Source organism: Nostoc sp. (genome assembly GCF_036917555.1).
Lineage (GTDB): Bacteria > Cyanobacteriota > Cyanobacteriia > Cyanobacteriales > Nostocaceae > Nostoc.
Window position 1 is genome coordinate 104,529 of sequence record NZ_JBALDD010000047.1, and the last position, 14,870, is coordinate 119,398.

At 43.2% G+C, this 14,870-nt stretch carries 10 protein-coding genes; 5 read left to right on the plus strand and 5 right to left on the minus strand.

Going from position 1 to position 14,870, the window contains the following annotated elements:
- Positions 1-68: 68 nt before the first annotated feature.
- On the minus strand, positions 69-1,961 hold the full coding sequence (locus tag V7K60_RS18610) for a lipoxygenase family protein (RefSeq protein ID WP_334927298.1): 1,893 nt from the start codon (positions 1,959-1,961) through the stop codon (positions 69-71).
- A gap of 494 nt (positions 1,962-2,455) precedes the next feature.
- Here V7K60_RS18610 and V7K60_RS18615 point away from each other — a divergent pair, with 494 nt between their 5' ends.
- From V7K60_RS18615 to recR, 3 genes are all read left to right on the plus strand, one after another.
- Positions 2,456-3,493 carry an aldo/keto reductase gene (locus V7K60_RS18615; protein WP_334927299.1) on the plus strand — a complete coding sequence of 346 codons (1,038 nt, stop codon included), beginning with the start codon at positions 2,456-2,458 and terminating at the stop codon, positions 3,491-3,493.
- A gap of 145 nt (positions 3,494-3,638) precedes the next feature.
- The gene (locus tag V7K60_RS18620; protein ID WP_334927300.1) at positions 3,639-3,953 is read left to right on the plus strand and encodes a hypothetical protein; all 315 of its coding nucleotides are present in this window, start codon (positions 3,639-3,641) and stop codon (positions 3,951-3,953) included.
- A 143-nt stretch (positions 3,954-4,096) separates the two neighbouring features.
- The gene (gene recR / locus V7K60_RS18625) at positions 4,097-4,654 is read left to right on the plus strand and encodes a recombination mediator RecR (RefSeq protein WP_334927301.1); all 558 of its coding nucleotides are present in this window, start codon (positions 4,097-4,099) and stop codon (positions 4,652-4,654) included.
- Between the two features lie 35 nt (positions 4,655-4,689).
- On the opposite strand, the gene V7K60_RS18630 is transcribed toward recR, so the two are convergent.
- From V7K60_RS18630 to V7K60_RS18640, 3 genes are all read right to left on the minus strand, one after another.
- Positions 4,690-5,262, minus strand: a complete 573-nt coding sequence (locus tag V7K60_RS18630) for a prolyl hydroxylase family protein (protein WP_334927302.1) — start codon at positions 5,260-5,262, stop codon at positions 4,690-4,692.
- Positions 5,263-5,360: 98 nt separating this feature from the next.
- A complete protein-coding gene (locus tag V7K60_RS18635) occupies positions 5,361-8,603 on the minus strand; it encodes a PAS domain-containing protein (protein WP_334927303.1) in 3,243 nt (1,080 codons plus the stop codon).
- 239 nt (positions 8,604-8,842) lie between these two features.
- Positions 8,843-10,789, minus strand: a complete 1,947-nt coding sequence (locus V7K60_RS18640; protein WP_334927304.1) for an amino acid transporter — start codon at positions 10,787-10,789, stop codon at positions 8,843-8,845.
- 519 nt (positions 10,790-11,308) lie between these two features.
- Between V7K60_RS18640 and V7K60_RS18645 the strand changes: the two genes are divergently transcribed.
- Positions 11,309-12,139 carry an Rpn family recombination-promoting nuclease/putative transposase gene (locus V7K60_RS18645; RefSeq protein ID WP_334927305.1) on the plus strand — a complete coding sequence of 277 codons (831 nt, stop codon included), beginning with the start codon at positions 11,309-11,311 and terminating at the stop codon, positions 12,137-12,139.
- Positions 12,140-12,202: 63 nt separating this feature from the next.
- On the opposite strand, the gene V7K60_RS18650 is transcribed toward V7K60_RS18645, so the two are convergent.
- Positions 12,203-13,279 (minus strand): PIN/TRAM domain-containing protein, encoded by a 1,077-nt coding sequence (locus V7K60_RS18650; RefSeq protein WP_292775495.1) that lies wholly within the window; start codon positions 13,277-13,279, stop codon positions 12,203-12,205.
- Between the two features lie 405 nt (positions 13,280-13,684).
- Between V7K60_RS18650 and hemW the strand changes: the two genes are divergently transcribed.
- Positions 13,685-14,866, plus strand: coding sequence for a radical SAM family heme chaperone HemW (gene hemW, locus V7K60_RS18655; protein ID WP_334927306.1), 1,182 nt, complete (start codon positions 13,685-13,687; stop codon positions 14,864-14,866).
- The last annotated feature ends 4 nt before the right edge of the window (positions 14,867-14,870 follow it).

Consider the following 14,870-nt stretch of genomic DNA (forward strand, 5'->3'; position numbering starts at 1 on the left):
ACTTGTACTGAGCGACTTGTGCCGAGCGAAGCCGAGGTAAGCCGAAGTATTGGTTATTTATCTTCAATTCAGATATTGATGCTCTGAGGAATTTTAGAAGGAAGTAGATATTCATAGGTTGGACGGTGTAAATTACGTTGCTTGATGGTATCTTCTACCTGCTGAAGATTACTCTGGAATGCTTGTAACAATGGTTTTACTTTTTGGTCTGTAAAGTATCCTTGCTGATAATCGCCCAGCTTGTTATAGTACACAGACCCCAACAAGCTGAGTAGGTTGTATTGCCGTTGTGCCTGATCTAAGGGAGGGAGCAAATTAAGGTAGTCTTGCTCAGTAACTTCTCTTTTGAGAGTTGAGGCTGGTAAATAACCTGCCATTGGAATCGCTGCGGCGTAGCTCATAAAATCTTTTTGCGGAAAGTTAACCGCAGCATGTTGAGCGCTAGCAGTGAAAATAATCAGCGTAGTGGCATCAATTAGATAATTGCGCGTTTTGATGCTCCCATCTTCGCCAAAATCGGGGATGCGACCACCATCGTAAGCTGAGATTTCGGCTGCCCATGCTTGCAACGCTGTGTCTTTTTGAATGTCTTCATCCGTGGTGTAGTAAAGGTTCAGGTAGTCCCAAACCCATTGATGAATGGCATTCCAGACTAGTAGTGCATCATCCCGGTAAGGATAAACAGGCAAGAGGTTAGGATCGTCTACACCGCGCTGTTGGAATTGCTTAGGTAAGATGGCACTATTAAAACCATAGCTTTGTAATCCTAGCACTGCTAAAACGCGAGAGTTGTCGATTGATGATGAGAGTAATCTATCGACACCACCGCCTGGAGCTATGAGAATACGTTGAGCGGCATCGTTAATTGCTAAAGTACTGTCAAAATGCGAGTGTAGTAGAATTCTTAAAGGATGGGTGAGTGGTAGTTGTCGAGCGGTGGCGATCGCAAAAGCACCAATTAACAAGTGAGTTCTTGCTAGGTGGGTAACAGGTTCGTGGAAGTTGGCATCTGCTATTTGGACTACTGTTTTGGCAAAAAGCCAAGAGTATTTACCGGAGTTAGGGGTAACAATCGGATAATCTGGACCTGGGGTTTGACCGCATTGGATGGCTATCGGACGCAATAGACGGGTAGGGTCTGAGCCTTTGGGTAAGGCAAACAGTGCTAGGGGAGCATAGAGATATTTTTGCTCGTGTGGGAATGTACCGTTGATTGCACCATCTAAAATTTTATAGTCAGCTAAGTAGAGCCTGCCTTCAAGTCCGGCTGCTGCTAATGAATCGTCAGTTCCCATTACTCCTTGGTAATGTTTGTCTGTGACTGGGAAGCGATCGCCTGGAGTCGTTACTCGCTCGATCATCACGGGATTGTAGCCAGCGACTCTCATGTACGCAAATACTTCATCTTCTTGGTAAGTTTTAGCGATCGCTGGTACACCAATCACCGGAAACAAATTTTCGTAGTCCTTGAGACTGGTTGCATGTCCTCTAGGCTGTCCTTCGTATAGAAGGTTAATTATCCTATTTAGGGCATCTCCGAGGATTACAAGTCCGTTTTCTTTCAGAATAGAATAAAAAAGATCGTCGAGTTCTCTAACATCCTTAGATATGCCATTGAGCAAAAATTGAGGAATAATTTGCAAGATTCTTGCCAGAATACTGATTCGGGCTGGTACTGCTCCCTTGAGCAAGGCTTCTAAAATAAACCTTTCGACATCATCACGAATCGATTTAGAACCTTGATTGCCTCTGTTGACAATCAAGGTATTGATAAACACAACTCGTAACTGCTGGGCTAAGAGAAAATACCAGTTACTGGTGAACTCTTCGGCAATAGAAAGCCGATCTAGCATGGCAATAGATGGAATATGGATGTAGTTATATTGATACTCTTGCCTAGCTATATCTAAAGTATGAGTACTTGATGATCTGATTGAATTTTCTGGTGATGAAGCAGTCATTGACTTTACTCATGTTTAGTACGAGGAACTTTAATAGTTTAGGATAAACAGGTTTGAGTTACCTAAACGTATTATCGCAATCAAGTTTAAAATTACGATTTTTCTAAAGAAGTTTTCTGGATTTTATCAACTCCTGAATCACGCACTAAATGTTTAGAAATATTGCAATAAATATTTAGGAATACAAATAATATTTGCCAAGATTTAGAAACAATTCTCAAAGAAAACTTTCGTACTAAGGTGTTGTGTTTGAGTTAACATTTTAACCACTGAAACAATATCAGGAATACGACTATCAGATTCTTCTTCTGCTGTCAATGTCTGCAATGTTTCCTCTGCTTACACAGCAATGGAATATTTTTCTCTTACCTTCCCTCTATCAAAAATCTATCTCTACCTCACTGCTTTTATCCTTCAACAGTTAGAAGCAGCGAATTTTGCTCCATGCAAAGCTATGAAGGCAAATTCTCATACTGTGGCAAAAGGATAAATTTGTGGATATTAGCAGACGAAATTTACTGAAGGTAGTTTCTGCTTCTAGTTTAGGTGGAGCCGGGGTATTTGCTTTACAAGGTTTAACCAAACAGGTTTTAGCGCAAAATCAGTCTACCCCACTCCAGACTAAAAAAGGTGAAATGCTCTACAGGCAACTAGGACGCACCAAAGAACAAATATCTGTAATTGGTCTAGGTGGTCATCATATTGGTAGACCAAAAGATGAACAAGAGGGTATTGGGTTGATCCGTACTGCTCTTGATCGCGGGATTAATTTTATGGACAATAGCTGGGATTACCATAATGGAGGTAGCGAAATTCGCATGGGTAAAGCTCTGCAAAATGGTTATCGTCAAAAAGCTTTTCTGATGACTAAAATCGACGGTCGCACAAAGGCCGCTGCTGCTAAACAAATTGATGAATCTTTAAAACGTTTGCAAACAGACCACATTGATTTGTTGCAGCATCATGAAGTCATTCGCATGGAAGACCCAGACCGAATTTTTGCCCCTGGTGGTGCGATGGAAGCAGTTGTGGAAGCACAAAAAGCTGGCAAGATTCGCTACATAGGCTTTACTGGACACAAAGACCCTTTAGTACACCTGAGAATGTTGGAAGTTGCCAATCAAAACAATTTCTGTTTTGATGCAGTGCAGATGCCGTTAAATGTTATGGATGCCCATTTCCGCAGTTTTGAGAGGCAAGTTTTACCCAGACTGGTTCAAGACGGAATTGCTGTACTGGGGATGAAATCAATGGGCGACCAAAACATTCTCAAGAGCAATGTGGTCAAACCTATTGAATGTCTGCATTACGCGATGAATCTGCCAACTTCAACGGTGATTACAGGCATTGAAAGTATGCCCATCTTAAACCAGGCTTTCGAGGCAGTACGTACTTTTACACCCATGAGCCAGGAACAAGTTAGAGCATTATTGAATCGGACTCGCCAAGCTGCTTTCAAAGGTCAGTATGAACTGTTTAAAACCACTAGTCAATTTGATGGTACAGCCAAAAATCCTGAGTGGTTAGGATAAATTTTAGCTAGAGCGTGTTTGAAAACTAAGGATGAAAGCGATTTGGGCAGTTCACAGCAAACAACCGTATAAGCTGTCGCGCATTTAATTTGCACAACTAGGGCGGGCAAGATGCCCACCCCACAAGAGATTTATTTTTTGGAGGATGCAAATTCAAAGATTTTTAGCTTATCCTGCTGTGGGCACAAAACTGGCAGAGCGGCTGCAAAATCCAGAACTAAGTACACTTTTGCGTAAAAGTGTAGCGTTTTTAATGCAGGGGGATGCATTGCCATTGCAGGGGCACGCATTAACATTGTATCGAGACGCATTGGCATTGCAGGGGCACGCATTAACATTGTATCGAGACGCATTGGCATTGCAGGGGCACGCATTAACATTGTATCGGGATGCAATGGCATTGCAGGGGCACGCATTGGCATTGCAAGGTATTGCCTTTCTTTTATTCGCTACGAATTAATGAAATGCTGTACTAAGCGATCGTGAGTTGGAAGTGTTGCGCCTGATGGAAGTACTGAAAAAATGTCATCATAGTTAAAGTGAAAACATTTTGGAGACAAGACAACGGTTTACGCACGCCCTTTAGCACGGTTAATTGAACAATTGCAACGCCTACCGGGAGTTGGCCCCAAAAGTGCCCAACGACTGGCTTTGCATATTTTGAAGCGACCAGAAGCAGAAGTAGAAGCTTTGGCACAAGCTTTAATTGAGGCAAAAAAACAGATAGGCTTGTGTTCTGTTTGCTTTCACTTATCTGCTGAACCTGTTTGTGAAATTTGCCGCAATCCCAACCGTGACAACAATACTATCTGTGTTGTTGCAGATCCTCGCGATGTGATTGCACTGGAAAAAACCCGCGAATACAAAGGCAAGTATCACGTTTTGGGCGGGGTGATTTCGCCAATTGATGGAATTGGGCCAGATCAATTGACTATACTACCTTTGCAGCGCCGGGTGAGTCAGCAAAAACCTCAAGAAGTAATTCTCGCAATTAGTCCGAGTGTAGAAGGGGAGACAACAACCCTGTATATCGGTCAGCTACTGAAACCATTTACCAAGGTGACGCGGATTGCTTTTGGTTTACCTGTAGGTGGCGATTTGGAGTACGCAGACGAAGTTACTTTGGCGAGGGCGTTGGAAGGACGCCGCGAGTTAGATTAAATTTTGTTTATTTTGCAGCTTAATCACTTTCTCGACTATTGACTGTACATAACATCCGATCGCAAGACGTACTTTCGCCCCTGGATAATAGTAGCGCCCTCATGTACTAGTTCGTGGACAAAACACAAAGCCATACCTGTTACTGGAAGCACAGCTAGATTAGATAAATCTTGGTAGTATTGAGGAAGATAAAAGCGGGTTTCGCCGCCTTCAAAGCCTTCATTCAGATAAATCATGAAAGTCAATAAACTTTCCTCACCGTTAGTTCGTCGATAAGCACCATCATGGTGAGGTGCAAACCTCTGACCTAGATCGTAGCGATAGAAACGAAAACGCTCATTCAGCCCAACTGGATGCCATCTACCAATGGTGTTGGGGATATAATTTGACACACGCTGCCACAAATCAAAAGCACGCTCCCGATCATCCAGAATAACGCGCTGATTATTGCGGATATCGGGACGCATTTCAAAACCTCGGTGGGTAGTAATAGGAGCATCTACATAGCCAATGTTTTCTGTTAAAGTAATATATTCAGCGCATTCTGCTGGCGAAAGAATATTTTCCAGCGTGAAAATTTGGTTGCGAAGCAAATCTTTTTTGGTCATGGTTAAGTCGATTAAGATTTAAGCCTGATGAATAGTGTATTCTTTATAACCCAATACAGTTCAGTTGAGCCTAAAATCCAATGAACAGAAATAGAGTTTTAGTGATGATTTTGCCTTAGCAAATCTGCAATTGAGGTGAGTAATTCTGTTGGTTGTACTGGTTTGGCAATGTGTTTCTGAAAACCAGCTGCTAAAACTCGATCGCGATCGCTTTCTCCTGCATAGGCGGTAAGAGCGATCGCCGGAATTTCCCCGCCCTCCTCTTTGGGCATGGCTCTGAGCATCCTAATCAAGCTGTAGCCATCCATTTCTGGCATTCCTAAATCACTGATTAATAAATTAGGTACAGCCTGTGCTATAATTTTAAGCGCCTCATTTACCGATGCTGCGGCAGTTATGAATGCCCCATTCTGTTGTAGCAAGAAGTGCAAAAACTCCCGTGTGTCAACATCATCATCGACAATTAATATCCGTAGTCCACGCAGAACTGACAAGTTAAATTTCTCTCCTGCTCCTCCTGCTTCCCCTGCACCCTCACTTTCCTTCATTACGGGCAGTCTGATAGTAAAAACTGCTCCCTGTCCAATTCCTGGACTGGCTGCTTTTACAGTACCACCATGCAACTCTACTAAGTGACGAACTATTGCCAATCCCAATCCCAGTCCGCCAAATGTCCTGGTTGTGCTGCTATCGGCTTGACGAAAATATTCAAAAACGTGGGGTAGAAACTCAGGGGAAATACCTTGACCTGTATCTTTAACTTGAATTATTGCTGAGTGGGAAGTTAATTCACCACTCAATGAGAGACTTACTTCCACTGAACCACGAGAGGGAGTAAACTTGACTGCGTTCGAGAGTAAATTCCCGACAATTTGCTGTAAGCGATTATAATCGCCTAACACTTTACCAACATTGGGGTCAACCTGTACTTTAATCTGGATAGATTTGGTTTCGGCAATTAACCGCACTGTTTCCAATGCAGCGTCAATTACAGCTACCAGGTTAACAGTGGCAAAAGTCAGGTTCAACTTACCGCGAATAATTCGGGAAACATCCAGCAACTCATCAATTAATTGAATCTGCAATTGAGCATTTCTTTCGATGGTTTCCAAAGCACGACTTGTAGTCACTTCATCTAATTTGCGGCTTTTGAGTACCGATGACCACCCTAAAATGGGGTTGAGGGGCGATCGCAATTCGTGGGAGAGAATAGCCAGAAACTCATCTTTATTCCGGTTTGCCTGTTTGAGTTCCTCAGCTTGTTGCCTGAGTGCCTTTTCTAATTGCTTCCTGGGGGTTAGGTCAAGAATAAAACAAATCCAAGACGGTGGCTCTCGCTCCACCAAAGCACCACCAATTAATATGGGAATGCGGGAACCATCCTTGCGGATGTATTCTTTTTCAAAGGGAGTACATATCCCAACCGTTAAAAGTTGTTCTTGCCCCTGCCGATCGAGAGCATGATATTCAGGTGGGGTGATGTGTTGTCTGTGTACCTTACCCGCTAATAGTTCCTCTCGTGTATAACCCACCATTTCTAAAAAAGCCTCGTTCGCCTCAGTAATGTAGTCAGGAGTGGCGAACATAATGCCAATAATGTTGGAATCTACTAAGCGCCTTAATTGAGTTTCACGCTGGCGCAAATCATTTTCTACCTGTTTGCGTTGGGTAATATCCTGGGTAGTACCCATCATCCGTACTGCCTTACCTTCGGCATCAAAAAAGACGCGACCTTTGGCAGAAATCCAATGAATACTACCATTAGACCAAATGGTACGGTATTCAATGTCACACTCAACTTTTTCCTCAAGAGAGCGGGCGATCGCTTCATGAATACATTGGCGGTCTTCTGGATGTACACAGTTGAGGAAAATCTCAAAGCTGATTTCGGCTTCTAGGGACAGTCCAAACAGCTGCCGACATTTGTCTGTCCAAATCACCTCGTTGGTGGTGATATTCCAAAACCACATACCTAGTTCAGCAGCATTAGTGGCCAACCGAATCCGTTCTTCACTCTCGCGCAGATTTGCTTCAATTTTTTGACGTTCCCATAGGGCAGTTTGCTGTTCGGTAATATCAGTACTCGCACCAACTACCCTAACTACCTGACCATTTGCATCCCGGACAGCAAACCCCTGGTCTTCCACCCACAAATAGCGGCCATTCTGGTGACGCACTCGATATTCGATGCGATAACGGTTTCCATTGGCCATACTAGCCATGAATTGGTCATCAACTCTTTGTTGGTCATCGGGATGGATGCGTTCTTGCCACCATTGGAAGGTAGGTTCCGTTTCTTGTTGTGTGTAGCCAAAAACCTGGGTTAGACCCTGAGTTCTTTCCACAGTATTTCTGCCAATCTCCCAGTCATAGATTAGGCAATTAACCGCCGCAGCTGCTAGCTCAAACCTTTCATTACTTTGCCGCAAAGAAATTTCTATGTGTCGTCGCTCTGTAATATCAAAAGCGATCCCCAAAAGATATTGTGGCAATCCATCAGCAGTTCTACTGTGCACAGTGTCATAGCTACAAAACCAGCGCCACTCTCCATTGGCGTGTCGAATTCGGTATTCAAAGCTGAGGACTTCACCCTGACGAACAGAATTAAACTTTTCAAAATAGCTAGGGAGTCGAGCCAAATCTTCAGGGTGTAAAAGTTGATTAAATAACTCTTTTCCCATCGCCTGGATTTCTGCTGGTGTGTAGCCCCAACCTTGAGCAATTTCGTAATTAACGTAAGAATTTCGCTGCTTAATTAGGTCATAAATATAGATTATCCCTGGAAGAGTGCCAGCAATTTGTTGAAACAAACGTTGACTATCCCACAGTGTCTGAAATTCATCTGCATCAACTTGTTGAGTATCTTGTTCACAACTACAGTCATCCTTGAACTGGGCGTGCTTAGATTCCGTAATATCCAAAAAAGTTGTCACGATCGCATACAGATTGCTTCCTTGAGTTTGAAACAGAGGTTGGGAGGACAACAAGAGCCAGACTAACTCACCATTTGGCTTATAAAAGCCACACACCACATTTAAGCAAGGTTTACCTGTATTTTGGGCAACGATCGCAGGGTGAATTTCACTGAGTAAAGGAGAGCCATCTTCATGAATAAACTGCCACTTGGGATCGAGCAAATTTTGCCCCACAAGCTGTTCTGCGGTCAGTCCCAAAATGCGATCGCTAGCGGCATTGCAAGCCTGGATAGTGCCATCAGCCAACTGAAGCACCATTCCTTCTTCTCCACTGACTACTAGCGAAGATTTTGCCTTTTTACTAACTTGCCGATGCAGCAGCTTGTGATTAGCCAGCTGGTTCTGGAACTTTTCCGCGTCTGGCATTCTAAAAAGTTAAATAATTTTAAAGTTAATCTAAGATTGAGCGGCTCATCTTTACATAAATTTTAGGGTAATTTCTGACAACTTGAACCAGAAGCAGCGATCGCTACTTCTATCACTGGTTTATTTTTTGCCGCATCTTTATAGGACAAGGGGAGGGGGAGACAAGGGAACAAGGAGAAAGAAGAACTCTGTTAACGAAACAGTGCTGAGTGATTTTAATTTAACTCAGCACTCCTGAATCAACCCCCAACATGAATACCAGGTCGCATGTGGGGATTCTTTTCAGCCCGACGCAGTACTTCACGGGTAACTACAGCAATGTCACCTTCGCCAAACAAGATAAAACGCAATAGGTATTGTATGGGATTTCCCTCAACCCAGCCGAAGTAAGCATGGGGAATCTTACCTGTTTGGTCACGAATGTAAAGTAGTAAAGCTGCGATCGCGTTAGGTACTGCTGCACTTTCAGCCCGGAGGATGTGGTAATCACCAACTTGCACCCCTTTTACTTTAATGATATCTGCAAACTCCGAAGCATCTGATACTCGAATCTCTAGAAAAAGAATTGGATCGTTGGGTGGAATATGGTTGTCCTCCCGCACCTCTTTCTCTTTCATAAAATACTCTAGGACATCGCCCTTATTCAATCGATTTGCAATTAGCCGGATTGCTCCCTGGCTTTCTTCGGCAAGGAATTGGCCAGCAAGTTCGTCAACTTCGATCCGCTCTGTTCGCAGTTCCGTTGAACGCCAAACACGAGAAACCAGCGAGGTAAAAATGATCGCCCCGATGAAAAACCCAGCTATCCTAATCCCTTCTGGTCTTTCGATGATATTGACAATAGTGGTATATATAAACAACAGTGTGATGATTGCAAAGAGGACTCTTGCCCGCTTCTCTCTGTGACGGTGGGCTGATAGGGTGACGGCAAAAGCAGCTGAGGTGATCAATACAAGCACACCAGTTGCGTAAGCCCCACCTTGGGCTTCCACATTTGCTCTGAAGATAATTGTTACCACAAAAGCGATCGCTGTGTAGACTAAGACTAAAGGTCGCGTTACTCGGGCCCAATTGGGTGCCATGCCATAGCGTGGTAGGTAGCGAGGCACAATATTCAGCAGCCCTGCCATTGCAGATGCACCTGCAAACCACAAAATGGAAATAGTACTTAGATCATAAATTGTGCCAAAAGCGTTACCTAAGTGCTGATGTGCTAAATAAGCAAGGGCCCGTCCGTTGGCTTTGCCCCCAGATGCAAATTGTGCGGCGGGAATCAGGAGAGTGGTTATAAAGCTGGTGGTGAGCAAAAAGAAGCTCATAATCACAGCAGCAGTGGTGAGCAGCTTGCGTGTATTCCGAAGCCGCCCTTTGGAATGCTCATGAGTGTCAGTGCTGCTCCCTTTTACCAGGCCCATAACGGTCACGCCAGTCTCAAAGCCTGACAATCCCAGTGCTAGCTTGGGGAATATCAAAAGAGCGATGCCGATTAGGATCAAAGGGTTGGAATGGCTGGCAAAAAGTGCAGTCTGCCAGTTAGCGATCGCTTCAGGGTGAGTTAGGATCTGATACAGACCGACGCTAACGACAATGAAGTTTAAAACCAAATAAACTCCCACCAAAATTACTGCAATACCAATTGCTTCTCGGAAACCTTTGAGGAAAACTGCACCTAGTAATGCAACTAATATCAGGGTGATTGCGATCGTCTGATTGTGAAGCCAATTTGGAGCCAGCGGATTTTCGATGATATGGGCTGTAGCATCAGCAGCCGACAAAGTAATGGTAATAATAAAGTCGGTTGCCACAAAGCCTAGTAGGCACAGCACAAGTAATTTGCCTTGCCACCAAGGGAGTAAACGTTCTAACATTGCGATCGACCCTTCACCATGAGGGCTTTCGGCAGCAATGCGGCGATAGATTGGCAATGCTCCAAAGAGCGTTAGCAAAACTAGAACCAAGGTAGCCACAGGAGAAAGAGCACCAGCTGCCAGTGCTGCAATCCCAGGTTGATAGCCAAGAGTCGAGAAATAATCTACACCAGTCAAGCACATCACCTGCCACCAAGGATGCTGGCGATGTATTTCTTGCTTGCGGTGGGGTCTTTCCTTCCCTCGTCGGTCTTCTTGAAGCAACCAGCGGATTAACTGTCTGCTGAGGCGTTTTGTTGAAACAATTGATTTAGCCATCAAATACGGTTGTATTGCAAAAGTCGGCTTTGTGATTTTTTTAAGCCTTCGTGGTTTATTAAAATTTTTAACTACAAAGGTATAGCATTATTATTGTATGTTAAGCATCCTGTCCAATTTACAAAATATATAGTTGCTGCTCGTAGTCGTCTACCATATCAAGATCGTTTGCAGCTTTTGGTATAGGAATAATCAATACCGCAACCGTATATTTCGGGATTAACACTTTTGCATCCTTAACACCTTGAAGCTGCATAAATTCTCAAAAAACGGCGCTGCGAAACTTGGTATGTACGCAATTAACAAATCTGTCTTAAAATAAAAGTCACTTTTAGTTATATGATGTTTATCTAACTGACCATAAAATAATTAACCTGCTAATCTATAACTCTGTTTGTATAGACGCAGACTTTAGTTTGATGGAATTATGGACATATAGTCGTATACAACATACAGGCAATGTGTTAGATAGGTTCCCAGCATCATGCGAACCCGTCTGCCCCAACCACACTAATTCAGATGTTTGACAATATATGCAAATTCTTAGTTGAGAACTTCTCCAGTGACTTCGCTACATGGTTATTAGGCGAATCTATTAATTTAACAGAACTAAGTCCAAAAGAATTATCTCTCGAACCCATTCGGGCTGATGCCCTAATTCTGTTGCAGTCGGGGCAAAGCATATTGCATTTGGAATTTCAAACCCAAGTCGATCCGGAAATTCCTTTTCGGATGATTGACTATCGATTACGAGCATATCGCCGCTTTCCAGACAAAGCAATGCATCAAGTCGTAATTTATCTCAAGCAGACAAATTCAAATTTGGTGCAACAAAATACATTTACAATTGCTGGGACCCGACATGAATTTGCAGTTATCAGACTTTGGGAACAACCAACTGAAGTATTTTTTAGAACACCTGGACTTTTACCTTTGGCGGTGTTAAGCAGTACAATTGCTCCAGAAGTTATACTTAACGAAGTGGCACGGGAAATTAACAGTATTACAGAATTAAGAACTCAAAGTAATATTGCTGCTTCTACAGCGATTTTAGCTGGTTTAGTATTAGATAAAGAAGTTATTAAACGAGTTTTGAGGTCAGATATTATGCGTGAGTCAGCGATTTATCAAGACATTCTGCAAGAAGGTAAAGCTGAAGGTAAAGCTGAAGGTAAGGCTGAAGGTAAGGCTGAAGGTAAGGCTGAAGGCAAGGCTGAAGCTTTACTCGAAGTGGCAAGAAATCTATTTAGTACTGGTATGCCATTAGAACAGATTGGCAGAGTCACAGGGTTATCAATTGAGCAGTTACAGTATTTACAGGCAAGTGAGTCTCGTGATTCTAATCAATAAATAATCGGTGCAGTCAACCTGCACCGATTATCAAGTGTCACTCGAATTGAACATCCCATTGTTTCACGCTAATGCTGAAGCTTGGGGTTTGGCAAAAATCATTCTTCCTGCTGTAGTTTGCAAAGCACTGGTGACTACTACTCGCAGTTCACCACCCACATAACTGCTACCTTCTTCAACAACTACCATTGTGCCGTCATCTAGGTAGCCAATGCCTTGACTGGGTTCTTTGCCTTCCTTGAGAATTTTCAAATCCAAGTTGTCGCCAGGTAAATAACTGGGACGGACGGCATTCACTAAATCATTCACATTCAAAACAGGTACTTTCTGAACACTGGCGACTTTAGACAAGTTGTAGTCGTTGGTTAGCAGTGTGCCGCTAATTTCTTGCGCGAAGCGTACTAACTTGGCATCCACTGTGGGAATATCTTCGTAGTCAACTGCATTAATCAGGATGCGATCGGGATAATCTTCCTTAATGCGGTTGAGAATTTCTAGTCCTCTCCTTCCCCGTACCCGCTTTTGGTCTTTGCTAGCATCCGCTACTTGTTGGAGTTCTTGCAAGACAAACTGTGGTACGAGAATTTGCCCTTCCAGAAACCCTGTTTCTAGTAAGGCCTCAATGCGACCATCAATAATGCAGCTAGTATCTAGAACTTTGGTATTGGCTGGTTTTAGCGTTCCTTCCACTACCATCGATTCGACGGTGTTGGGATTAATGAACCGCAATAAGCCTCGTCCGTGGGTATCTGCCAAATTCATGCCAGTAACGGAGAGGATAATACTACCGACAACTGCCACAAGTGGCTTAATAAATCCAAAATCCGCCGGGATCGGGAGCAAAAATAGTGGGGCTAGCATCAGGTTGGCTAGTAATAGCCCAATCACTAAGCCAATGGCACGAGTTAAGATTACTTCCAGAGGCATTTCTTTGACTTGTGATTCTAGGCGACGATATGTCGTCTGGAAACTCAGCCCGATCGCACCACCAATAATAGCGGCAAAGACGGCAACAACTAAGCGTAAAGCTTCTAGATTCGTTACCTGATCTAGCGCCCCATTGGGTAGTAGTTCAATGCTGTAGAACCCTATTCCCGACGCTGCTAGGATAAATGAGAAAATAATAATGGCGTCAAGCATGGTTGTCTTGTTTTCCTGCAACTGTGTTCACCGATAAAGTTAAGTATGTTTTATTTCATCGGTAAGATAAACTCATCAATATTGACTTACACTAAGGGTTTAGTAGGGCAATATCTGCAATTATTATAACTAAAGGCTTTTATCTTAAAATTTTTCATTATTTCGTTGTAAAAAGACAAAAACTTGTAAATAAACTACTTATTTTGTAAGAATTCAGAATCCAGAATCCAGAAGTCAGAATTAAGAAGACTTTGATACCCAAACTTAATAATTTTAATAAAATCAAGAAGTTATTCTACGCTTGATTTTACAATTATTCTGGCTACTGACTCCTAACTCCTGAATTCTTACCTCATTTTCATTGTCTCTAATTCGCAGTTGGATTAACTTAAAACTTTTCTCAAAATGAGTAAAAAATTTAGTATTTCTGGAATTGCGAGTTCTGCTTATGTGCATATTCCCTTTTGCAGACGGCGGTGCTTTTATTGTGATTTCCCGGTGTCTGTTGTGGGCGATCGCTTGCGGGGCGAAACATCTGGTACTATCTCCCAATATGTTGAGGTGCTATGTCAAGAAATTGCCATTACACCAGCATTTGGTCAACCTCTCAAGACAATTTTCTTCGGTGGTGGAACTCCTTCACTCCTATCAATAGAGCAGCTACAACGGATACTGACAGAGCTACAGAAGCATTTTAAGATTGCGTCTGGGGCAGAGATTTCTATGGAAATTGACCCAGCCACCTTTGATTTAGCCCACATAGCAGGCTATGGCAGTGCAGGTGTGAACCGGGTAAGTTTAGGTGTACAAGCCTTTCAAGAAGAATTATTGCAAAGGGCGGGGCGATCGCACTCAGTTGAAGATATTTTTGCAGCTGTGGAACTAATCCACCAAGTCGAGATTCCCGAATTTAGTTTAGACTTAATTTCTGGGTTGCCGCATCAGTCTTTGGATCAATGGCAGGATTCCCTAGAAAAAGCCGTAGCGATCGCACCCACTCACATTTCCATTTACGATCTTACCATTGAACCAGGTACAGCCTTTGGTCGTTACTACAAACCTGGCGATACTCCAATGCCGACGGATGAAGCCACAGTCAAAATGTACCAGATGGGTCAGCAGGTTTTGACAACTGCTGGTTATGAGCATTATGAAATTTCTAATTATGCTCAACCTGGTCATCAGTGTCGGCATAATCGAGTGTACTGGGAAAACCGCCCTTATTATGGCTTTGGGATGGGGGCGGCAAGTTATGTTGAGGGGAAGCGGTTCACTCGTCTGCGTAAAACTAAGGAGTATTACCAGTGGGTACAAGCTGGCGGTGTAATTGATTGTGATGTGACTCCCCCAAAGGAAGTATTGTTAGAAACGTTAATGTTGGGGTTGCGTTTGGCAGAGGGTTTGAGTTTGGCGACGTTGGCGGAAGCTTATGGGGAAGAGAAGGTGGAGGAAATTTGTCGATGTTTGCAATTGTATTTTGAAAAAGGTTGGGTGGAAATTGCAGAGGGAAGGTTGCGTTTGATTGATCCCCAAGGGTTTTTGTTTTCTAATGTGGTGTTAGCGGAATTGTTTGAGAAGTTGGGGTGACGAA